This window comes from Pseudomonas sp. LBUM1657, from assembly GCF_059716075.1.
This window is the reverse complement of the sequence record NZ_CP166799.1, coordinates 434903-455367: the sequence shown is the minus strand read 5'-3', so window position 1 is coordinate 455367 and position 20465 is coordinate 434903. Positions and strand designations below refer to the sequence as shown.

The 20465-nt window shown below is 61.7% G+C and carries 23 protein-coding genes; 21 read left to right on the top strand and 2 right to left on the bottom strand.

What is annotated here, in order from left to right:
- Positions 1-221 precede the first annotated feature (221 nt).
- Genes ACA055_RS02135 through ACA055_RS02035 form a run of 21 tightly spaced genes read left to right on the top strand, consistent with a single transcriptional unit; the run spans position 222 to position 18804 of the window.
- Positions 222-947, top strand: a complete 726-nt coding sequence (locus tag ACA055_RS02135) for a beta-ketoacyl synthase chain length factor (RefSeq protein WP_497682153.1) — start codon at positions 222-224, stop codon at positions 945-947.
- Positions 923-1732, top strand: coding sequence for a lysophospholipid acyltransferase family protein (locus ACA055_RS02130; protein ID WP_497682152.1), 810 nt, complete (start codon positions 923-925; stop codon positions 1730-1732). Before ACA055_RS02135 ends, ACA055_RS02130 begins: the two co-directional genes overlap by 25 nt.
- Entirely contained in the window at positions 1713-1973 is a 261-nt protein-coding gene (locus ACA055_RS02125) for a phosphopantetheine-binding protein (RefSeq protein WP_497682151.1), read from the top strand. The genes ACA055_RS02130 and ACA055_RS02125 overlap by 20 nt, the downstream gene beginning before the upstream one ends.
- A gap of 9 nt (positions 1974-1982) precedes the next feature.
- Positions 1983-2237 carry an acyl carrier protein gene (locus tag ACA055_RS02120; protein WP_007992314.1) on the top strand — a complete coding sequence of 85 codons (255 nt, stop codon included), beginning with the start codon at positions 1983-1985 and terminating at the stop codon, positions 2235-2237.
- Positions 2234-2779 carry a COG4648 family protein gene (locus ACA055_RS02115; RefSeq protein ID WP_497682150.1) on the top strand — a complete coding sequence of 182 codons (546 nt, stop codon included), beginning with the start codon at positions 2234-2236 and terminating at the stop codon, positions 2777-2779. Before ACA055_RS02120 ends, ACA055_RS02115 begins: the two co-directional genes overlap by 4 nt.
- Complete coding sequence (locus ACA055_RS02110; RefSeq protein WP_497682149.1) at positions 2776-4458, top strand: ApeI family dehydratase; 1683 nt, start codon at positions 2776-2778, stop codon at positions 4456-4458. The genes ACA055_RS02115 and ACA055_RS02110 overlap by 4 nt, the downstream gene beginning before the upstream one ends.
- Complete coding sequence (locus ACA055_RS02105) at positions 4451-5185, top strand: glycosyltransferase family 2 protein (protein WP_497682148.1); 735 nt, start codon at positions 4451-4453, stop codon at positions 5183-5185. Before ACA055_RS02110 ends, ACA055_RS02105 begins: the two co-directional genes overlap by 8 nt.
- Positions 5182-6129, top strand: a complete 948-nt coding sequence (locus ACA055_RS02100; protein WP_497682147.1) for a lysophospholipid acyltransferase family protein — start codon at positions 5182-5184, stop codon at positions 6127-6129. Before ACA055_RS02105 ends, ACA055_RS02100 begins: the two co-directional genes overlap by 4 nt.
- On the top strand, positions 6110-7654 hold the full coding sequence (locus tag ACA055_RS02095; RefSeq protein WP_497682146.1) for an HAL/PAL/TAL family ammonia-lyase: 1545 nt from the start codon (positions 6110-6112) through the stop codon (positions 7652-7654). Before ACA055_RS02100 ends, ACA055_RS02095 begins: the two co-directional genes overlap by 20 nt.
- On the top strand, positions 7647-8072 hold the full coding sequence (locus ACA055_RS02090; RefSeq protein ID WP_497682145.1) for an acyl-CoA thioesterase: 426 nt from the start codon (positions 7647-7649) through the stop codon (positions 8070-8072). Before ACA055_RS02095 ends, ACA055_RS02090 begins: the two co-directional genes overlap by 8 nt.
- On the top strand, positions 8069-8671 hold the full coding sequence (locus ACA055_RS02085; RefSeq protein ID WP_497682144.1) for an outer membrane lipoprotein carrier protein LolA: 603 nt from the start codon (positions 8069-8071) through the stop codon (positions 8669-8671). Before ACA055_RS02090 ends, ACA055_RS02085 begins: the two co-directional genes overlap by 4 nt.
- Positions 8655-10994 carry an MMPL family transporter gene (locus ACA055_RS02080; protein WP_497682143.1) on the top strand — a complete coding sequence of 780 codons (2340 nt, stop codon included), beginning with the start codon at positions 8655-8657 and terminating at the stop codon, positions 10992-10994. The genes ACA055_RS02085 and ACA055_RS02080 overlap by 17 nt, the downstream gene beginning before the upstream one ends.
- The gene (locus ACA055_RS02075; RefSeq protein ID WP_497682142.1) at positions 10991-12151 is read left to right on the top strand and encodes a cation:proton antiporter; all 1161 of its coding nucleotides are present in this window, start codon (positions 10991-10993) and stop codon (positions 12149-12151) included. Before ACA055_RS02080 ends, ACA055_RS02075 begins: the two co-directional genes overlap by 4 nt.
- Positions 12138-13385, top strand: coding sequence for an NAD(P)/FAD-dependent oxidoreductase (locus tag ACA055_RS02070; protein WP_497682141.1), 1248 nt, complete (start codon positions 12138-12140; stop codon positions 13383-13385). The genes ACA055_RS02075 and ACA055_RS02070 overlap by 14 nt, the downstream gene beginning before the upstream one ends.
- Positions 13382-14107, top strand: coding sequence for a class I SAM-dependent methyltransferase (locus ACA055_RS02065; RefSeq protein WP_497682140.1), 726 nt, complete (start codon positions 13382-13384; stop codon positions 14105-14107). Before ACA055_RS02070 ends, ACA055_RS02065 begins: the two co-directional genes overlap by 4 nt.
- Positions 14107-14727: a hypothetical protein gene (locus tag ACA055_RS02060; RefSeq protein ID WP_497682139.1), complete on the top strand. Its 621-nt coding sequence runs from the start codon at positions 14107-14109 to the stop codon at positions 14725-14727. The genes ACA055_RS02065 and ACA055_RS02060 overlap by 1 nt, the downstream gene beginning before the upstream one ends.
- Positions 14724-15920 carry a beta-ketoacyl-[acyl-carrier-protein] synthase family protein gene (locus ACA055_RS02055; RefSeq protein WP_497682138.1) on the top strand — a complete coding sequence of 399 codons (1197 nt, stop codon included), beginning with the start codon at positions 14724-14726 and terminating at the stop codon, positions 15918-15920. Before ACA055_RS02060 ends, ACA055_RS02055 begins: the two co-directional genes overlap by 4 nt.
- The gene (locus ACA055_RS02050; RefSeq protein WP_497682137.1) at positions 15917-16381 is read left to right on the top strand and encodes a hotdog family protein; all 465 of its coding nucleotides are present in this window, start codon (positions 15917-15919) and stop codon (positions 16379-16381) included. The genes ACA055_RS02055 and ACA055_RS02050 overlap by 4 nt, the downstream gene beginning before the upstream one ends.
- Positions 16374-17102: a 3-oxoacyl-ACP reductase FabG gene (fabG, locus tag ACA055_RS02045; RefSeq protein WP_497682136.1), complete on the top strand. Its 729-nt coding sequence runs from the start codon at positions 16374-16376 to the stop codon at positions 17100-17102. The genes ACA055_RS02050 and fabG overlap by 8 nt, the downstream gene beginning before the upstream one ends.
- Positions 17102-18328, top strand: coding sequence for a beta-ketoacyl-ACP synthase (locus ACA055_RS02040; RefSeq protein WP_497682135.1), 1227 nt, complete (start codon positions 17102-17104; stop codon positions 18326-18328). Before fabG ends, ACA055_RS02040 begins: the two co-directional genes overlap by 1 nt.
- 29 nt (positions 18329-18357) lie before the next feature.
- Positions 18358-18804: an excinuclease gene (locus ACA055_RS02035; RefSeq protein WP_497682134.1), complete on the top strand. Its 447-nt coding sequence runs from the start codon at positions 18358-18360 to the stop codon at positions 18802-18804.
- Between the two features lie 158 nt (positions 18805-18962).
- On the opposite strand, the gene ACA055_RS02030 is transcribed toward ACA055_RS02035, so the two are convergent.
- Both ACA055_RS02030 and ACA055_RS02025 read right to left on the bottom strand, forming a co-directional pair.
- Entirely contained in the window at positions 18963-19406 is a 444-nt protein-coding gene (locus ACA055_RS02030; RefSeq protein WP_497682133.1) for a DUF2846 domain-containing protein, read from the bottom strand.
- A gap of 69 nt (positions 19407-19475) precedes the next feature.
- A complete protein-coding gene (locus ACA055_RS02025; protein WP_497682132.1) occupies positions 19476-20369 on the bottom strand; it encodes a LysR family transcriptional regulator in 894 nt (297 codons plus the stop codon).
- Positions 20370-20465 lie beyond the last annotated feature (96 nt).

Genomic DNA, 20465 nt, shown 5'->3' with positions numbered 1-20465 from the left:
CTGACAGGACCGACATACACGCCGGCTGCAATGTGGATAATGGCCAAACGACAGCTTTTAGCGAACCAATCGGTACATTTCATTGCGCAAAATGTAACCAGCATTTGCTACCCGCCCGCCGCACCGGGATAATGCGCGCCACTCGGCGCTAAGCGTCACGTAAGGTAGAGCGCGGTTTTTGCGGCTCGCCGCGTCAAGGAAGCCCCTAGCGGGCGGGATGAATGTCTGTGATCAACTTCAACATCGCCCAATGGCGCGCGTGGGCCCCCGGGCTCGAAAGCGTGGACGATTGGCAGGCCTGGAGCCGACAGCCGGTCGTGCTTGCAAGCAGCGATGCAGCCCCCGACGTGTCGTTTCTGCCGGCCATGCAGCGCCGACGGCTCAGCCGCCTGGCGCGAATGGCATTCAGTGTCGGCTGGCCACTGGCCGATGGTCGCCAGGATCTACCGTTGGTCTTTATTTCCCGCCACGGCGAGACGCCGCGCACCTTTGACATTCTCAGCGATCTGGCCGCCGATCAGCCGCTGTCGCCGACTCAATTCAGCCTGTCGGTACATAACGCGGTCATCGGTCTGTGGTCGATCATGCGCGGCGAAACCAGTGAAATGACCGCCCTCGCCGCAGCCGGCGACGGCCTTGAACACGGCATGCTAGAGGCTGCGGCGCTGTTAGAGGAAGGCGCCCCCGCAGTGTTGCTGGTAGTCACCGAAGAACAACCGCCGGGGGCCTACTCGACCTGGATCGACGACGTGCCGTTCCCTTATGCGGTCGGCCTGCTGATCACCCCCGGCACAGACTGGCAGCTGTCCCTGAACAGCACCCCTGATGAGTTGTCCAAAGCTCACTGGCCCCATGCCCTGAATCTCTTGCGTACCCTGCTCGGCCAGCAGACCACCTGCCAACATGCCTGGAAAAATCGTGTATGGACCTGGCAACGCAACCTGTAACCGAAAAAACCCGCGACGCCTACTACTGGCGCCTGCTGGCGACTGCCGCAAGCTTCACCCTGTTCGGGTTGGGCGGGCTGTGCCTGCGCCTGGTGGTTTTCCCGCTACTGGGCTGCCTGCCGGGCAATGCCCAGACCCATCGGCTACTGGCGCGGCAGACCGTCAGTCGCTGTTTCTGGTTTTTTGTCCGTTTCATGGCCCGCACCGGCGTGCTGACCTACGACATTCAGGGCGCGGAAAAACTTGGTCGACCGGGGCAGATGATCATCGCCAATCACCCGTCGCTGATCGACGTGGTCTTCCTAATCGGCCTGGTGCGCCACGCCAACTGCGTGGTCAAGAAAAGTCTTTGGGAGAACCCCTTTACCCGCGGTCCGCTACGCTGCACCGAATACATCAGCAACGACGGCAGCATGGACATGCTCGATGCTGCGGCTGACGCGCTGAAAAGCGGCCAGACCCTGATCATCTTTCCCGAAGGGACCCGCACCCAGCCTGACCAGGCGCCGGCCTTCCATCGGGGGGCTGCGTCGATCGCGCTGCGCGGTGCGAAAATCCTGACGCCGGTCATCATCAAGGTCAGCCCGACCACGCTGACCAAAGCCGAACCCTGGTATCGGATCCCTAAACGTCGCGTGCACTTCAGTTTTCGTGTCGGGGCCGATATAGACCCACAAGCCTTCGCCGCGCTAGGCCCTGCGCCTCAGGCCTCGCGCAAGCTCAATGACTATTTGCATCATTACTTTATTAAGGAGCTCGCCGAAGATGAGCGATCTGTACCGTGAAATCAAAGAACTGATCATCGACGCCCTGGGCCTCGAAGACATCAGCGCCGACGACATTGGCGACGACCAGACGCTGTTCGGTGAAGGCCTGGGCCTGGACTCGGTTGATGCCCTGGAGCTGGGCCTGGCGATCCAGAAAAAGTACGGCATCAAAATCGATGCCGACGCCAAGGACACCCGTAATCACTTCAGCAACGTGGCGAGCCTTGCGGCGTTTGTCACTGCGAAACAGGCAGCTTGAGACCGGACCATGCAAACTCGTGACGACATCTTCAACACCCTGCGCGATGCTCTGGTCGAACTGTTCGAGCTGGACCCCGAGCGCGTGAGCCTCGAATCCAACCTGTACCAGGACCTGGAAATCGACAGTATTGACGCGGTCGACCTGATCGATCACATCAAACGCCAGACCGGCAAGAAAATCGCCGCCGAAGAATTCAAATCGGTGCGTACCGTCAGCGACGTGGTCGAGGCGGTCTACCGTCTGGTTCAACCCGCCGCATGAGTCGACTGATCGGCCTTGGCCTGCTGCTGGCGGGCCTGCTGTACCCCTTCGCGGTGTATTTCGGCATGGAGCACTTCGCGCCGTGGCAGTTCGGTCTGCTGCTGGGCAGCCTGTGGCTGGCCCGAGCGCTTTTCGGTGCGCGCCGCCCCGGCAGCCTGTGGATGGCGATTGCCGCGATAGTTTTTTGCCTGTTGCTGGCAATATTCGACAGCCCGCTGTTGCTGCGCTGGTATCCAGTGCTGATCAGCGTGTTCATGCTCGGGCTGTTTGGCCTGAGCCTGAAATACGGCCCGCCGGTGGTCGAACGCCTGGCGCGTTTGCGTGAACCGCAACTGCCGGCCAGGGCTGTTGTTTATACCCGCCAGGTGACGATCGCCTGGAGTGTGTTTTTCCTCTGTAACGGTTTGCTCGCCGCCGCCCTGACGCTCTGGGCGCCGCTGAGTTGGTGGATGTTGTACACCGGTCTGATTTCCTACGGATTGATGGGCCTGCTGTTTGCCATTGAATGGCTCATACGACAACGGGTACGAGGCCACCCATGAATTGGATAAAACTTGAGCAACTGTTGCTCAAGGCTCAGCCGGAACGTGCCGTGACGGCCGAACCGGCGCTGAATCACGCGCAGCTGTGCGAACGGGCGCTAAGTCTGGCTGCCGGCCTGCAAGCCCAAGGTGTGCAGCGCATTGCCGTGCACCTTGAAGACGCCGCCGACCTGGCGATTGCCTTGTTCGGAGCCTGGCGCGCGGGGGTCAGCGTGCTGCTGCCTGCCGACCTGCAAGCCCAGACCCGCCAGCGCTGGTCGAGCGAAGTGGATTTGTGGTTGACCGATCAGGCCGATGACGCGCATCTGAACGATTACCGGCATTCGCCCCTGAGTGCCGCCACTCTGGACCTGGATCGCTGCTCGCTGAGCCTGTGCACGTCCGGCTCCAGCGGCGACCCCAAGCGCATCGACAAAACCCTGCACCAACTGGCCAATGAAGTCGAAGCCCTGGAGCATCTGTGGGGCGCCGATCTCGGTCAGGCCTGCATCATCGGCAGCGTCGCCACCCAGCACATCTACGGTCTGCTGTTTCGGGTGCTGTGGCCGCTGTGTGCCGGACGCTCGTTCGTGCGCAAGCAACTGGCCTTCCCGGAAGATTTGCAGCGCGCCAGCCGCGAACACCCGACGTTCGCCTGGGTCGCCAGCCCCGCGCTGCTCAAGCGCATGGGCGACAACCTGGACTGGCCGGCGCTGAGCGCAGTTCGGCGGGTATTTTCCTCCGGCGGTGCATTGCCGACCGAGGCCGCGCAGAGCCTGTGTGAACGCCTGCAACAATGGCCGACGGAAATTTTCGGCAGCTCGGAAACCGGCGGCATCGCCTGGCGCCAGGGCCACGAACTCTGGCAGCCCTTTGCCGACGTTCAGTTGAGCCAGGACAGCGACGGCGCGCTGCTGATTGCATCACCGTACTTGCCGACGGACCATATCGAACACACCGCCGATGCCGCGCGCATCGCCGCCGATGGCCGCTTCGAGCTGCTCGGGCGGCTGGACCGGATCGTCAAACTGGAAGAAAAACGTATTTCGCTGCCGATGCTGGAAAAGGCGCTGATGGACCACGCCTGGGTCGCCGAAGCGCGCCTTGGTGTCGTCCAGGAAAACCGCGCCTCACTGGGTGCGCTGCTGGTCCTGAGCGAACAGGGATTGCATGCCTTGCGCAATCAGGGACGACGCACTCTCACACAGGAATTACGTCAACACCTGAGCCAGCATTGCGAAGCCCTCGCACTGCCACGCCGCTGGCGTTTGCTGCGGCAACTGCCGGTGAACGCCCAGGGCAAACTGCCCCAGGCCGAGGCCGAAGCCCTGCTGCTGGCACCGCGCCCGAAGGCGCCGGAAATACTGGAGCAGGTCGAAGTCGATGGCGAATGGAGCCTGCAACTGGCGGTGCCGCCGGACCTCGCCTACTTCAGCGGCCACTTCCCCCAGACGCCGGTATTGCCCGGTGTGGTGCAGGTGGATTGGGCGCTGAGCCTGGGTCAGCAATTGATGGACCTGCCGGCAAAATTCGCCGGCATGGAAGTGCTGAAGTTCCAGCAACTGGTGCGCCCGGGCGATGAAGTCCAACTGCACCTGCGCTTCGATGCGGCACGCAGCAAGTTGTATTTCGCCTACCGCAACGAGACCGCCACCTGCTCCAGCGGGCGGATTTTGCTGGAGGCCTCAGGCGATGCATAACCCTTGCGCCATAGTCCCGGTCTACAACCACGAAACCGCGATCACCACCGTGGTTGACGCGCTGCTCGCCAGTAATCTGCCCTGCATCTTGGTGGACGACGCCAGCAGCCCGTCCTGCGCAAAAGTGCTGGATGGACTGGCCCAACGCGAGAGGGTCTACCTGATCCGCCTGGCCACCAACCAAGGCAAGGGCGGCGCGGTCATGACTGGTATGCGCGAAGCCTCGCGGCTGGGCTTCAGCCATGCCTTACAGGTGGATGCCGACGGCCAGCACGACCTGCAAGACATCGTGACCTTCATCGAACAATCACGCGCCCATCCGCACGCGGTGATCTGCGGCTATCCGCAATACGATGCCAGCGTGCCGAAAGGTCGTTTGTACGCCCGTTACCTGACGCACGTCATGGTCTGGATCAACACCCTGTCGTTGCAGATTCGCGACTCTATGTGCGGCTTTCGCGTCTACCCGTTGCCACCCACTCTGGCGCTGATCGATTCGGCGAAAATCGGCAAACGCATGGACTTTGACTCGGACATCCTGGTGCGCCTCGCCTGGCGCAATCAGCCGATGCAGTGGCTGCAAACCAAAGTCCATTACCCGCTGGATGGCGTTTCACATTTCCGCCTGTTCCACGACAACGTGCTGATTTCCAGCATGCACACCCGGTTGTTCTTCGGCATGTTGTTACGAGCTCCGGTGATCCTCTGGCGACGGTGGCGAGCATGAGCAGCAACGTGGACAAAAAGCACTGGGCCGACCGTCAGGAGCGCGGCAGTTTCTGGCTGATGAAACTCACGGCGTTCGGCGCCAAAGTCCTCGGCCGCCGGCTGTTGAGCCCGCTGCTGTATGGCATCGTTTTGTACTTTTTCCTGTTCGGCCGCAGTGCTCGCCACAGCGCCTGGCAATACCAGCAACGGCTCGCCGACTGGAGTGGTCGCAGCGAATTGCGCCCGTCCCACTGGCGGGTGTTCGGCCAGTTCATGGCCTTCGCCGACTCCATGCTCGACAAGCTCGACGTGTGGAACGGCAAGCTGAGCATCGAGCAGATCGAAATCATCGACCCGGCGCTGCTGCGCAATCAATTACGCGTTACACGCGGGCAGATGCTGGTGGGCGCGCATCTGGGCAATCTCGAAGTCTGCCGCGCGCTGGCGGAGATTGGCGAAAAAGTCACCATGAATGTGCTGGTGCACACCAAGCACGCCGAGCAGTTCAACCGTTTGCTGGGCGAAGCCGGTGCGACCAACCTGAGATTGATTCAGGTCAGCGAGCTGGACCCGGTGATCATGCTGCAACTCCACGAGCGCCTGGAACGCGGCGAGTGGCTGGCGATTGCCGGCGACCGCGTACCGCTGCACGGCGGGCGCAGCGTGACGGTGGACTTCCTTGGCCATCAAGCCGCGTTTCCGCAGGGGCCGTGGTTGCTGGCCGGCCTGCTGAAATGCCCGGTCAATTTGCTGCTGTGCCTGAAGAAGCCGACGGGCGACTATCGACTGACCCTCGAACCGTTCACCGAGGCCGTTGTGTGGAAACGCAGCGACCGCGAGCAGGTCATTCATCAGTGGGCCTCCCGCTACGCCGAACGCTTGGGTCACTATTGCCTTGAAGCGCCTCAACAATGGTTCAACTTTTACTCTTTCTGGAAGACCGATGACGACGCCAACGCTTGAGCCGGTAACTTTCGGCGAACTCCCTTTGCGCATCGAAGACGTGCTGGCCCTGGCCAACCGTCAGGCGCCGACGCAGTTGCAAGGCGACCCCGAGTTCCGCCGACGCATTGCCAAGGGCGCGCAGTTCCTTGACTCCCTGCTGGACAAGGAAGGCGTGATCTATGGCGTGACCACCGGTTACGGCGATTCCTGCGTGGTCGCGGTGCCGCTGCATCACGTCGAGGCGCTGCCTCGTCATCTGTACACGTTCCACGGTTGTGGCTTGGGCAAACTGCTCGACGCCCAGGCCACCCGCGCGGTACTCGCGGCGCGTTTGCAGTCGCTGTGCTACGGGGTATCCGGAGTGCGCGTAGAACTGCTGGAACGCCTGCACGCCTTCCTTGAACACGACATCCTGCCGTTGATCCCGGAAGAAGGCTCGGTGGGCGCCAGCGGTGATCTGACGCCGCTGTCCTATGTCGCAGCGACCTTGTCCGGCGAGCGCGAAGTGATGTTCCGTGGCGAGCGTCGACAAGCCGCCGACGTCCACCGCGAACTCGGTTGGCAGCCACTGGTGCTGCGCCCGAAAGAAGCCTTGGCGCTGATGAACGGCACCGCCGTAATGACGGGCCTGGCCTGCCTGGCCTACGCCCGCGCCGATTACCTGCTGCAACTGGCCACGCGCATCACCGCGCTGAACGTGGTCGCCTTGCAGGGCAATCCGGAGCATTTCGACGAGCGCCTGTTCGCCGCCAAACCGCATCCGGGGCAGATGCAAGTGGCCGCGTGGTTGCGCAAGGATCTGGCGATCGATGCGCCAACCGCACCGCTGCATCGCCTGCAAGACCGCTATTCCCTGCGTTGCGCGCCCCACGTCCTCGGTGTACTGGCCGACAGCCTGAACTGGTTGCGCTCGTTCATCGAAATCGAGCTGAACAGCGCCAACGACAACCCGATCATCGATGCCGAAGCCGAGCGCGTGCTGCATGGCGGGCACTTCTACGGCGGCCACATCGCGTTCGCCATGGACAGTCTGAAAAACCTGGTGGCCAACGTTGCCGACCTGCTGGATCGCCAACTCGCACTGTTGGTGGACGAGCGTTACAACCACGGTTTGCCGAGCAATCTGTCCGGCGCCAGCGCTGACCGGGCGATGCTCAATCACGGCTTCAAGGCCGTGCAGATCGGCACCAGCGCCTGGACCGCCGAAGCGCTGAAAAACACCATGCCGGCCAGCGTCTTCTCGCGCTCCACCGAGTGCCACAATCAGGACAAAGTAAGCATGGGCACCATCGCCGCCCGTGACGCAATCCGCGTGCTGGAGCTGACCGAACAGGTCGCCGCCGCTACCCTGCTGGCCGCCAATCAAGGCGTCTGGCTGCGCAGCAAGGCCGAAGACGCGCGCCCGTTGCCGCCGGCCCTGGCCGCCATGCACGAAGAACTGAGCAAGGACTTCCCGCCGGTCATCGAAGACCGCGCCCTGGAAGGCGAACTGCGCCTGTGCCTGCAACGCATCGCCGAGCAACACTGGAGGCTGCATGCGTAGCAAGGGAGTGCTTCACACCGATACGGAAATCCTCGTGCCGTTCTTTGACGTCGACACCATGAACGTTGTCTGGCACGGCCATTACATCAAATACTTGGAAATCGCCCGCTGCGCGTTGCTGGACAAGATCGGCCACAACTACACGGCCATGGTCGAGTCGGGCTACGCATGGCCGGTGATCGACCTGCAATTGCGCTACGTGCGCGGCGCGGTATTCGGCCAGAAGCTGAACGTGCGGGCCAACCTGGTGGAGTGGGAGAACCGGTTGAAGATCAGCTACCTGATCAGCGACCTGGAAACCGGCGAACGTTTGACCCGCGCCAGTTCGGTGCAGGTCGCCGTCGACATGAGCAACCGCGAAATGCAGCTGGCCTCGCCCAAGGTCTTCACCGACGCTGTTGAAAGGATGCTGGCATGAACCCGTTCATCAAATTCCTCGGCGCTGTGGCGCTGCTTGGGTTGTCTTCGATCGCCAACGCCTTCGATCTGCAACAGCTCAGCGATCAACTGGCCAAGCCCGACGTCATCCACGGCAATTTCATCCAGGAAAAACACCTGCGCGCCCTGCCCCAGCCGCTGACCAGCAAGGGCACCTTCGTGCTGGCGAAAAATCACGGTTTGCTCTGGTTATTGAAAACCCCGCTGCAACAGGATTACCGCATCAGCGACAAGGGCATTGCCCGACGTGACGCCAGCGGCTGGCAGATGCTCCCGAGCAAGAGTGCCGGCGCCGAGCAGAACCGTTTGTTTCTCGCGGTCCTGCAAGGCGATAGCAGCGGATTGCAGCGGGACTTCGAGCTGTCCCTGAGCGGCGAGGCAAAAAACTGGAAGATGACGCTGATCCCGCGTTCGATGCTGCTCAAGCAGGTGTTCAATCAGATCAACATCACTGGCGGCGAACTGGTACACAGCATCGAGCTGCTGGAAACCCAGGGCGACAGCACCCTGTTGCGCATGCAGGACAGCACGAGCGCACAACCGTTGAGCGACGCGGAGCAACATGACTTTGCCGAGTGAACGGATGCTCCCGCGGCTTTTTCTGATCCTGCTGCTGGCGGTGCTCGCGCTCGCCGGTTGGCAATGGCGCGACGGCGCACCGCTGTCGGCCAACCTCATGGAGCTGGTGCCCGGCACAGCGCCGGACGCGCTGGAACTGCGCGCCGAACAACGCATGCAAGAACCGCTGAACAGCGAAATGCTGGTCTTGGTCGGCCACACCGATCGCCAGCAAGCGGTCGCCATGGCCCAGCAACTGGGCGAGCAGTGGCAGGCCAGTGGTTTGTTCGAAAAGGTCCAGTGGAACCTGCAGGCCGATCTGCCGGCGCTGCGCACGCAATTGCTGCAGGGCCGGTTGGCGATGCTCTCCGCAGCGGACCGGCAGCAGCTGATCGCACACCCCGACGCCTTTATCCAGCAACGGGTGCAAGCGCTGTTCGACCCGTTCACCGGCTTCAGCCTAGTGCCGAGCCAGGATGACTGGCTGGGCCTGACCGGGCGCATCCAAAACAGCCAGCCACAACACGGTTCGGTGCAACTGGACATCGGCAGCGGGGCGCTGGTCGCCGATGCCGACGGCAAGAGCTGGGTGCTGCTGCGGGCGCGGACCACCGGCAATGCCTTCGACATGAGCCTGCCGCTGCAAGTGGCCGATCTGCTCAAGCACAGCCGCGAAGAAGCTGCTCGATCCGACGTGCAATTGCTCGCGGCCAGCGGCCTGCTTTATGCGGCAGCCGGTCAACAGCAGGCCGCCCGGGAAATGACCTGGGTCGGTGGCGGTGCCACGGTGGGGATTCTGTTGCTGCTGTTGCTGGCCTTCCGGCGTTGGCGGGTGTTGCTGGCCTTCGTCCCGGTGCTGGTGGGCATGCTGTTCGGCGCGGTCGCCTGCGTGGCGATGTTCGGCCATATGCATGTGATGACCCTGGTGCTCGGCTCCAGCCTGATCGGTGTTGCCGTCGATTACCCGCTGCATTACCTGTCCAAGAGCTGGAGCCTGAAACCCTGGCACAGCTGGCCGGCGTTGCGCCTGACCTTGCCAGGCCTGACGCTGAGCCTGATCACCAGTTGCATCGGCTACCTGGCCTTGGCCTGGACGCCGTTTCCGGCGCTGACCCAGATTGCCGTGTTCTCCGCCGCCGGGTTGCTCGGCGCCTACCTGTCTGCCGTGTGCCTGTTGCCGGCGCTGCTCAAGGGCGTGGACCTGCGACCGGCGAAGTGGCCGCTGCAGGTTTGCGAATGCCTGCTCAATTGCCGTGAAGTGCTGCTGAAACGGGCGAACACGCCGGTATTGCTGGCGCTGCTGATCGCCTTCTGTGTCGCCGGCCTGCTGCAGCTCGACAGCAAAAACGATATTCGCCAGTGGGTCGGCGCACCGCAGCAGTTGACCGACGAAGCCCAGACCATCGCGCGCATCACCGGCTATCAACCCACCAGCCAGTTCTTCCTGGTGCGTGCAGACAATCAACAGCAACTGCTCGAACGCCAGACGGCTCTGAGTGAGCGGCTGGACCAGTTGGTCAACCTGGAAAAACTCCATGGCTATCTGTCGCTCAGTCAACTGATCAGTCAGCCGAGCGAACAGCAGCAAGTGCGCGAAGCCTTGAACAAACTGCCGCAATTCTGGCAGCCGTTGCTCGACCTCGGCGTACCGGTCGCAGCGCTCCAAGCCGAACTGGCGACATTGCAAGCGTTGCCCACCGAAGACATTGATGCGGCGCTGGTCGGTCCTTTGGCGGAACCCTATCGCACGCTGTGGCTGGGCTCGACCGAGGACGGCGTGGCGGCGATGGTCAGCCTGCAAGGCCTGAACAGCCCTTCCCTGCTGCGTGTCCAGGCGCTGGACTTACCAGGTGTGGAACTGGTGGATCGTCTCGGTGAATTGAACAAAGTCTTCGCCGACACCCAGATCAGTGCCGCAGAACTGAAACTCGCCTCCTGCGTGTTGATCGTGCTGGTGCTGATCTTGCCCTTCGGCTTCGGCGGCGCGCTGCGCATTGTCACCCTTCCGCTGTTGGCGGCGCTGTGCAGTCTCGCCAGTCTGGGCTGGCTGGGGCAGCCGCTGACGCTGTTCAGCCTGTTCGGCCTGCTGCTGGTGACGGCCATCAGCGTCGACTACGCCATCCTCATGCGCGAACAGGTCGGCGGTGCCGCAGTGAGCCTGTTGGGCACCTTGCTGGCGGCGCTGACCACCTGGCTGTCGTTCGGTCTGCTGGCGGTATCGAGCACACCGGCGGTGAGCAACTTTGGTCTGTCGGTGAGCCTGGGCCTGGTGTTCAGCTTCATGCTCGCACCGTGGGCCGGACGGCAAGTGCATGCCGTTTCGGTCGCGGAGCCAGCAGCATGATGGTCGTCCTGTTTTGGGCAATGGCCCTGGCATTGTTCGCCGTGGCCACCCGTGTCGGTCGTCACTTCGGCTTGATCCCGATTGTCAGCCAGTTGCTGTTGGCCACTGTCGGCTTGCCGCTGTTGATGTACTTCTGGATCGAACCCCAGTGGCAATTGAGCGGCGCGGCGCTGGTCTCACCGATTTGGCTGAAAAACCTCTACAGCCTGAGTTTCGCCCTGCTGCTGGGCTACATCCTCAGCGACGTGATCGACTTGCGACTGGACCGACAGAGCCTGAAAATCGCCCTGCCGAGTTTCTGCATTCCGTTTGCCTGCGGCCTCGCGACAGCCGTCTGGTGGCTACCGCCGCAGCCGTGGATCAGCTCCCTCGCGGTCGGTCTGTTGTTCGCCATTACCGCGATTCCGGTGTTGTACCTGTACCTGCAACATATCGGTTACCCGCCCGGCGCCACCCGGCGACTGGTGCAGACCGCGATCCTCATCGACCTGACCTGCTGGACCCTGTTCGCCATCGCCCAAGGCAGCCTGCACCTGAGCAGTCTGCTGCTGCCCTTGGCCGGCGCCTGCGTGCCGTTGCTGCTGCGGGTACTCGGCTTGCGCCGACCGCGACTGTACTGCGGGTGCTTCTTCGCGCTGCTGGTGGTCGCGGAACACTACAAGCTCAATGCGCTGATTTTCGGCATCGGCTATCTGTTGTGCATGGCCGCGCTCAAGATCCCACTGGTACTGCCCATGCCGGTGGTGTGGATGAATCGCTTGCAGACGTACATCGCGATTCCGCTGATCCTCACGTTCGGCATCGTGCAGATCAACGTCCACAGCGCCATGGACAGTCTCAGCTGGGCGCAACTGGCCGCACTGCTGCTGTTCCCGATCGCCAGCAAACTGCTGGGTAACTGGCTTGGCCTCGGCTGGGCCGGCGCCTCGTTCGCAGGCGCCAGCCGCTGGCGGGAAAGTGTTTTGCTGAATATTCGCGGCTTGAGCGAGATCGTCTTTCTCAACCTGCTGCTGCAACAACAGCTCATCAGCCCGCCGCTGTACTTTGCGCTGATGCTGATGGGCCTGATCGCGACACTGCTGCCGGCGTTGGTCGGCATGCACCGAATCCCCTTGGAAGCTGCCGTCCCGGCAAGGAGCCCCCATGCCAACCGTTGAAATGGAACGTCGTCAGGTAGTGATCATTGGTGCCGGTCCTTCGGGTGCCATCGCCGCCGCACTGCTCAAGCGCAAGGGTCACGATGTACTGGTGATCGAGCGTCAGCATTTCCCAAGGTTTTCCATCGGCGAAAGCCTGTTGTCGCACTGCCTGGATTTCGTCGAGGAGGCGGGCATGCTCGACGCCGTCAACGCCGCCGGCTTCCAGCTGAAAAACGGTGCAGCGTTTGCCTGGGGCGAGCGCTACAGCGCTTTCGATTTCGGAGAAACGTTCACCAAGGGCAAGCCGACCACCTTCCAGGTTCAGCGGGCCGATTTCGACAAGCTGTTGGCCGATCAGGCTGCGCTGCAGGGCGTAGAAATCCGCTACGGCGAAGCCATCGTCAGCGTCGATGTCGACTTGGTGAAACCGCAGCTCGGTGTGCGTCGTGAAGACGGCAGCGAGTACCGTATCGAGGCTGATTTCATGCTCGACGCCAGCGGTTACGGTCGTGTCCTGCCGCGCCTGCTCGACCTTGAAGCACCGTCGAACTTTCCGGTGCGCCAAGCGGTGTTCACCCACATCGAAGACCAAATCGACAGCCCGAATTTCGAACGGGAAAAGATCCTCATCACCACCCATCCGACCAAACGTGATATCTGGTTCTGGACCATCCCGTTCAGCAATGGCCGTTGCTCGGTGGGCGTCGTCGCCGCAGCCGAACATTTCGAAGGCCGTATGGAGAATCTGGACGAGTGCCTGCGTGGCTTCATCAATGAGACTCCAAGCTTGTCGGGCGTACTGAGCAACGCGGTATGGGATACACCTGCGCGAACCATCGGCGGCTACTCGGCCAACGTCAAAACCCTTCACGGGCCAGGCTTTGCGCTGCTGGGCAACGCAGCGGAATTCCTCGACCCGGTGTTCTCCTCCGGCGTGACCATCGCCATGCGCTCGGCGAGCATGGCCGCCGGGGTGTTGCATCGTCAGCTGCAAGGCGAACGCGTCGATTGGCAAACCGAATTCGCCGAACCGCTCAAACGCGGGGTCGACACCTTCCGTTGCTACGTCGAAGGCTGGTACGCCGGGACCTTCCAGGACGTGATTTATCATGAGGGCGGGTCACCGGATATTCGCCGCATGATCAGCTCGATCCTCGCCGGTTATGCCTGGGACGAGCGCAATCCGTTCGTCGCCGAACCCAAGCGCCGGTTGCGGATGCTGTCGGAAATCTGCGCGAGTGATGCGCCTTGAGCCACTTGAGCGAGAACTACGTCGAAGAAACCCGATTCGGTTTCTGGTTCCTGCGCAGCCACACCTGGCAGCACCATGTACTGCGCGTGGCCATCAACGATTTACGCAACCTGTTCAACGAAACACTGCCAGGCAACCCGGTGCTGCTGGATGCCGGTTGCGGCCAGGGCAAGTCGTTCCAGTATTTGCGCCAGACCTTCGCACCCCGGCGCCTGATCGGCGTGGACGCCGACCCGCACAGCCTGAACCTGAGCGGCGAAGAAGCCGCTCGCCAGGGCATGGAAGTGGAGCTGATCGGCAGCGACTGCGCGACGCTTGCCGTCCCGGACGCCAGCGTCGATCTGCTGTTCTGTCACCAGACCTTCCATCACCTGGTGGAACAAGAACAGGCACTGGCCGAGTTCTACCGCGTGCTCAAGCCCGGCGGTTATTTGCTGTTCGCCGAATCCACCGAGGCTTACATTGATACCTGGGTGATTCGCTGGTTGTTCCGCCATCCGATGCACGTGCAGAAAAGCGCCGCCGGCTACCTCGACATGCTTCGCCGCCAGGGTTTCGAATTCGGCCCGCAGAACGTGTCTTATCCCTACTTGTGGTGGAGTCGCGCCAAAGATTTCGGCCTGCTTGAACGCTTTGGTCTGCGCCAGCCCAAACCCTTTGGCCAACGGGAAGAAACCCTGGTCAATGTGGTCGCGCGCAAACCTCTTGAAGGTGCTGTTTGATGTTTAGTGCAACTCAAACCTGTGGGAGCGGGCTTGCTCGCGAACGCGCAGTGTCAGTCGACATCATTGGTGAATGTAAGACCGCATTCGCGCGCAAGTCGGATCGCCGCACCGCCGCTCCCACAGGGACTGCAAACATTCTGCGATTTCTGCTACTTGGCGCTGTCCTGCTGCTGAGCGCCTGCGCCAGCCAGGCGCCGCTGCCCGAGCAAACCCCGAACCTGGCGCTGCCGCTGCAATTGCACATCCAGCGTCTACAGGCCCAAGAGCGTCAGGACTGGGTGCTGGTGATCCAGCGAGAAGGCGCGGGCATTCGCTGGTCGATGATGGACCTGCTGGGCATTCCACAGGCACGTCAGCAACTGATCGATGGCGAGTGGAAGGCAGATGGCCTGTTGCCGCCCAATCCGGAGGCACGGGAACTGTTCGCGGCGCTGCTGTTTGCGCTGACCCCCAAAGATGAACTGTCGGGCAACTATCCCGCCGCTTGGCAGCATGGCTCGCAACGGTCTCTGCCATCGCATTGGGATGTCCGATATTCACAACCCATGAGCTTTGAATTGAACCTGCCCAAAGGCCCGAAGTATCAAGTCACGCCTCTGAGCGGAGACGCGCCATGACGGCCTACCTGAATGCGCTGGGGGTGATTTGCGCCCTGGGCCGCGACAAGCACGAAGTCGCCCGCAACCTGTTTGCCGGCGATTGCTCCGGCATGCGCAGCGAAGCCGGCTGGGTAGCGGAACGCTCGTTGCCGGTGGCCGCGGTCCGTGGCGAACTGGCAGCGATTCCATCGGCGATGGCGCCGCAAAGCAGTCGCAATAATCAACTGCTGCTGGAAGCCGCGCTGCAAATCCGCGAAGACATCGATCGGGCGATCCAGACCTACGGTCGTGGCCGCATCGGAATCGTTCTGGGCACCAGCACCTCGGGCATCGACGAGGCCAGTCGTGGCCTGGCCCATTACATCCGTGAACATCAGTTCCCCGCCGATTACAACTATCAGCAACAGGAACTCGGCGCGCCAGCGAATTTCCTCGCCGACTGGCTGCAATTGAGCGGACCGGCCTATGTGATTTCCACGGCCTGCACTTCCAGCGCACGAGCGCTGATGAGTGCTCAGCGGTTGTTGGACCTGGGCATCTGCGATGCGGTGTTGTGCGGCGGTGTCGACAGCCTGTGCAAGCTGACCCTCAACGGCTTCTCGGCGCTGGAAGCGGTGTCCGAACAGCGCTGCAATCCGTTCTCGGTCAACCGTAACGGCATCAACATCGGCGAAGCGGCGGTACTGTTTTTGATGAGCAAAAGTGCCGGTGACCAACAACCGATTGCCCTTTTGGGCAGCGGTGCCAGTTCCGATGCGCACCACATTTCCGCGCCGGAACCGACCGGCCGTGGCGCCCTGCAAGCAATGCGCAAAGCCTTGAGCCGCGCGGGGCTGCAACCACAGCAGATCAACTATTTGAACCTCCACGGCACAGCCACCCAACACAACGACGCCATGGAAAGCCTGGCGGTGGCAACGTTGTTCCCGGCCGGTGTGCCCTGCTCTTCGACCAAGCCGATGACCGGTCACACCCTCGGCGCTGCCGGCGCACTGGAAGCGGCGTTCTGCTGGTTGAGCCTGAGCGCAGGCAACCACGAACACTCGCTGCCTCCGCACGTCTGGGACGGCCAACCGGACCCCGAGTTGCCAGCGTTGCAATGGGTGACCCCGGCCGATCACCTGGCGTCCATTGCACCTCGCTATCTGATGAGCAATTCCTTTGCCTTCGGTGGCAACAACGTCAGCCTGATTATCGGAGACGCCCCATGATTGACTGGCCGCTCGCCGAACTGCTGCCTCACGCTGGCGACATGATCTTCATCGATCAGGTCCTGGCGTTCGATGACGAGCAGATTCACACCCGCCTCACCGTCAAGCCCGGTGGCCTGTTCAACCGTCCCGATGGCAGTCTGCCGGCCTGGGTCGGCATCGAACTGATGGCCCAGAGCGTGGCCGCCTATGCCGGTTGCCATGCGCGTCAGCGCGGCGATGCAGTGGCGCTGGGCTTCCTGCTCGGCACCCGTAAATTCGAATGCAACGTCGAGCACTTCCCTGCTGATACCGAGCTGACCATCCACGGGATACGCTCGCTGGAAGACGACAACGGCATGGGCGTGTTCGAATGTCACATCACCGCCCCCGGCATTCACGCCACCGCCCGCCTGAACGTGTTCCGCCCGCCTCAGGCGGCTCAATATATTCATGAATCCCAAGGAGCCAGCCATGACTGAATCCGTACTGGTCACCGGCTCCAGCCGTGGCATCGGCCGCGCTATCGCGCTGCGTCTGGCCCAGGCCGGGCATGACATCGTTTTGCATTGCCGCAGCGGCATGGCGGACGCCATCGCGGTGAAAGCCGAAGTCGAAGCGTTGGGGCGTAATGCTCGCGTTCTGCAATTCGACGTGTCCGACCGCGCCAGTTGCAGAGCCATTCTCGAAGCCGACGTGGAAACCCACGGCGCCTATTACGGCGTGGTGCTCAACGCCGGCCTGACGCGCGACGGTGCTTTTCCGGCCTTGAGCGAGGATGATTGGGATGTGGTGATGCGCACCAACCTCGACGGTTTCTACAACGTGCTGCACCCGGTGATGATGCCGATGATTCGTCGTCGCGCCGCCGGGCGGATTGTCTGTATCACCTCGGTTTCGGGACTGATCGGCAACCGTGGACAGGTCAATTACAGCGCGTCCAAGGCCGGTTTGATCGGTGCTGCAAAGGCATTGGCCATTGAACTGGGCAAGCGCAAAATCACCGTCAACTGTGTCGCACCCGGCCTGATCGACACCGCGATGCTCGATGAAAACGTCCCGGTGGAAGAACTGATGAAAATGATCCCCGCACAACGCATGGGCACCCCGGAAGAGGTGGCCGGCGCGGTGAATTTCCTGATGTCGGCGGAAGCGTCGTACATCACCCGGCAGGTTCTGGCCGTCAACGGAGGCCTGTGCTGATGAAGCGCGTCGTCGTCACCGGCATGGCCGGCATCACCTCACTGGGCAGCGATTGGGAGACCATCGCTGGCAACTTCGCGGCCAATCGCAGCGGCATCCGTCGCATGGACGAGTGGGACCGCTTTACCGAACTCAACACGCGTCTGGCCGGGCCCATTGATGATTTCAAGGTGCCCAGCCACTGGACCCGCAAACAACTGCGCAGCATGGGCCGCGTATCGCGCCTGGCCGTCGGCGCGGCGGAACAGGCCCTGGCCGACGCCGGGCTGCTGGGCGACGAATCGATCAAGGACGGGCGCATGGGCGTCGCTTGCGGCTCATCCACCGGCAGCACCGACGAGATCAAGGCGTTCGGCCAGATGCTGCTCAACTCGGTGGCCGAGGGCCTGAACGCCAACTCCTACGTGCGCATGATGCCGCACACGACCGCAGCGAATATCAGCATCTTCTTCGGCCTCACTGGCCGGCTGATCCCGACCTCGAGCGCCTGTACCAGTGGCAGCCAGGGCATCGGCTACGCCTACGAGTCGATCAAGTTCGGGCGCCTGCCGCTGATGCTCGCCGGCGGTGCCGAAGAGCTGTGCCCCACCGAAGCCATGGTCTTCGACGCGCTCTACGCCACCAGCCTGAAAAACGACGCCCCGCAAACCAGCCCGCGTCCTTATGACAAAGGACGCGATGGCCTGGTGATTGGTGAAGGCGGCGGCATGCTGGTACTCGAGGAACTCGAACATGCCCTGGCGCGCGGTGCGCACATCCATGCCGAGATAGTCGGTTTCGGCAGCAACGCCGATGGCCAGCACGCCACCCGCCCGGAGCAGGCCACCATGCGTCGGGCCATGGAACTGGCCCTGGAAGACGCCGGGTTGCAGCCTTCGGACATCGGCTACGTGAATGGCCATGGCACCGCAACAGAACAAGGCGATATTGCCGAAACACTGGCGACCAGCAACCTGTTCGGCGAGCACATGCCGATCAGCTCGCAGAAGAGTTTCCTCGGCCACACCCTGGGGGCCTGCGGTGCGCTGGAGTCCTGGTTCAGCATCGAAATGATGAACCGCGACCTGTACGCGCACACCTTCAACCTCGATGACGTCGACCCGCTCTGCGGCAAGCTTGATTACCTGCGCGGCGAGTTTCGGCAGATGAGTAATAGGTACGTGATGAACAACAATTTTGCCTTCGGCGGCGTCAACACTTCGCTGATCTTCCGCCGCTGGTCGTAACCGAATTGATCAGGGTCAAGGAGACCTCCATGCACTTCAAGAAACTCGCTGCCGCTGCCACCCTGCTGATCTGCGCCTTGCCGGCCGTCAGCCAGGCCCGTGACACCGCCGTGTACCTGCCTTTGGACAAAGCCGTTGCCGAGGCGACCCGCGCCGGCAAAATCGACGGCAGCGTGAAGTTCTACCTGGCAGGCAATACACCGGCGGGCAACGTCACCGTGGTCAGTGCGGGTGCCGTGACCAACAAGAAAACCAACGCCTTCAACAAGACTGACGACGTGGCCTGCGAATGGGTCGCGCAATCGGCAATCATCAGCCTGCACCAGGCAGCGAAGCGCGCCGGCGCCAACGCCGTGACCAACATCGTCAGTTTCTACAAGAGCAATGAGCGCAAGGATGACAAGAACTATGAATGCCACGCCGGCGCGATCATGGCGGGTGTTGCGTTGAAAGGGGATTTGGCGAAGGTTCAGTAACGCCAGAAACGACAAAGGGCGCCTTTTCGGCGCCCTTTCACAAACAGGTCGGCTTGTCATTGCCCCGTACCGGTTTGGCTCTACGATGGCTGGTTGCCCAGGATCCTCAGTGAGCGGGACAGAGCCTTCCACACTCCGCGCAGAGGCCGTCCACGCGCTTACTGAGCCTGAATCAACTTGCTTTCAGTAACGCCAGCGCGGCCTGTCTTGTCGTCGACGACTTGCAGGTTGTTACGCGCCTTGATGAAACCCACTTTCACTTCCTGCCAGACAAAGTAGTTTTTACCGGCTTCTGCGGTGAGTTTCAGTTCCGAATCGTTTTCCGCCGAAGACACCAAAGTCTGCTGGCCAGCCGGGACGGCTAACATCAGGTAGGACTTGGCGACTGTCTGCCCTACAGGCTTGCCATTGAGCGTAACCGGCATTTTCACTCCGGCGCCCATGCTCTCGTTACGATAAACGTAGATATTGGCTTTGTCGGGGGAGACCTGGAACGTCTTGGCCTGAGCGTCCTGGGTTTCATCAGCCATTTTTACCGAAGCGCAACCACCGGTCAGAGCGATCAATGCCAACAAACCGGTGAACGTTAACTGCTTGAACATCCTGTATCTCCATTGTTTGTGATGAGTCCAATGACAGTTATCGGTCGTATCCAATAAAACCTTGAAACCCTATGGCGTCAGCTTACGCGTCAGCAATTCAACTAACGCCTTCGCCATCGGCGACTTCTGATCCTTGCGCTGCACCAGCCACACGGCCGAAACCGCCGCTGGATCAAGCAACGGCCGATAAACCACACCATCAATACGCATCCGCTGATAAGACGCCGGCAACACCGACACCCCCAAACCCGCCGCGACCAACCCGATAATGGTCATCGCTTCGCCCGCCTCCTGGGCGAAGTGCGGGCTGAAGCCGGCATCCCGGGCCAGGCTGAGCAATTGTGCGTACAGACCGCTGCCGTAGCTGCGTGGGAAGAATACGAAAGGTTCGAGGGCCAGCGCCGACAGGAACAAACCCTCTTCGCTGTCAGTCACCAGCGGATGCTTGGAACTGAGTACCGCCACCAATGGCTCACGCATCAGTTCCACCACGCTGAGCGACTCCGGCAAACCCAGCGGTCGCATGATTCCGACTTCAATCGACTCGTCTACCAGTGCCTCGGCCACCTGGGTACTGCTCATCTCCCGCAGGTTCAGATGCACGACCGGAAAACGCTGGCGAAACGAAAAAATTGCCTGGGGGATGGTCGAGTTGAACGGTGCCGACGAGGTGAAGCCGATTTTCAGTTCACCCAACTCCCCAAGTTGCGCCCTCCGTGCAACATCTGCCGCTTTATCGACCTGAGCCAGCACCAATCGCGCCTCTTCCAGAAACAGTCGTCCGGCCTCACTCAGTTCGACCCGACGATTGGTCCGCTCGAACAACCGTGCTCCCACCTCTTGCTCCAGCGCCTGAATTTGCTGGCTCAGTGGCGGTTGCGAGATGCCCAGCACCTGGGCGGCGCGGCCGAAATGCAGTTCTTCGGCGACGGCGATGAAGTAGCGCAGGTGACGCAATTCCATGAAAACTCCATTAGGTCGTAAAACCTATCAAACAGGTCGAACAATATATTGGATTGAATCATTAGGCAGCTATATGCTTTTTTCATTGCCTGACCG

Excerpts from the sequence above, each read along its gene's own strand:
- ACA055_RS02085 (WP_497682144.1), top strand. The coding sequence starts at position 8,069 with ATGAACCCGTTCATCAAATTCCTCGGCGCTGTGGCGCTGCTTGGGTTG.
- ACA055_RS02075 (WP_497682142.1), top strand. The coding sequence starts at position 10,991 with ATGATGGTCGTCCTGTTTTGGGCAATGGCCCTGGCATTGTTCGCCGTG.
- ACA055_RS02130 (WP_497682152.1), top strand. The coding sequence starts at position 923 with ATGGACCTGGCAACGCAACCTGTAACCGAAAAAACCCGCGACGCCTAC.
- ACA055_RS02120 (WP_007992314.1), top strand. The coding sequence starts at position 1,983 with ATGCAAACTCGTGACGACATCTTCAACACCCTGCGCGATGCTCTGGTC.
- ACA055_RS02105 (WP_497682148.1), top strand. The coding sequence starts at position 4,451 with ATGCATAACCCTTGCGCCATAGTCCCGGTCTACAACCACGAAACCGCG.
- ACA055_RS02050 (WP_497682137.1), top strand. The coding sequence starts at position 15,917 with ATGATTGACTGGCCGCTCGCCGAACTGCTGCCTCACGCTGGCGACATG.
- ACA055_RS02100 (WP_497682147.1), top strand. The coding sequence starts at position 5,182 with ATGAGCAGCAACGTGGACAAAAAGCACTGGGCCGACCGTCAGGAGCGC.
- ACA055_RS02115 (WP_497682150.1), top strand. The coding sequence starts at position 2,234 with ATGAGTCGACTGATCGGCCTTGGCCTGCTGCTGGCGGGCCTGCTGTAC.
- ACA055_RS02110 (WP_497682149.1), top strand. The coding sequence starts at position 2,776 with ATGAATTGGATAAAACTTGAGCAACTGTTGCTCAAGGCTCAGCCGGAA.
- fabG (WP_497682136.1), top strand. The coding sequence starts at position 16,374 with ATGACTGAATCCGTACTGGTCACCGGCTCCAGCCGTGGCATCGGCCGC.
- ACA055_RS02025 (WP_497682132.1), bottom strand. The coding sequence starts at position 20,369 with ATGGAATTGCGTCACCTGCGCTACTTCATCGCCGTCGCCGAAGAACTG.
- ACA055_RS02095 (WP_497682146.1), top strand. The coding sequence starts at position 6,110 with ATGACGACGCCAACGCTTGAGCCGGTAACTTTCGGCGAACTCCCTTTG.
- ACA055_RS02090 (WP_497682145.1), top strand. The coding sequence starts at position 7,647 with ATGCGTAGCAAGGGAGTGCTTCACACCGATACGGAAATCCTCGTGCCG.
- ACA055_RS02060 (WP_497682139.1), top strand. The coding sequence starts at position 14,107 with ATGTTTAGTGCAACTCAAACCTGTGGGAGCGGGCTTGCTCGCGAACGC.
- ACA055_RS02125 (WP_497682151.1), top strand. The coding sequence starts at position 1,713 with ATGAGCGATCTGTACCGTGAAATCAAAGAACTGATCATCGACGCCCTG.
- ACA055_RS02070 (WP_497682141.1), top strand. The coding sequence starts at position 12,138 with ATGCCAACCGTTGAAATGGAACGTCGTCAGGTAGTGATCATTGGTGCC.
- ACA055_RS02030 (WP_497682133.1), bottom strand. The coding sequence starts at position 19,406 with ATGTTCAAGCAGTTAACGTTCACCGGTTTGTTGGCATTGATCGCTCTG.
- ACA055_RS02135 (WP_497682153.1), top strand. The coding sequence starts at position 222 with ATGTCTGTGATCAACTTCAACATCGCCCAATGGCGCGCGTGGGCCCCC.
- ACA055_RS02035 (WP_497682134.1), top strand. The coding sequence starts at position 18,358 with ATGCACTTCAAGAAACTCGCTGCCGCTGCCACCCTGCTGATCTGCGCC.
- ACA055_RS02055 (WP_497682138.1), top strand. The coding sequence starts at position 14,724 with ATGACGGCCTACCTGAATGCGCTGGGGGTGATTTGCGCCCTGGGCCGC.
- ACA055_RS02080 (WP_497682143.1), top strand. The coding sequence starts at position 8,655 with ATGACTTTGCCGAGTGAACGGATGCTCCCGCGGCTTTTTCTGATCCTG.
- ACA055_RS02040 (WP_497682135.1), top strand. The coding sequence starts at position 17,102 with ATGAAGCGCGTCGTCGTCACCGGCATGGCCGGCATCACCTCACTGGGC.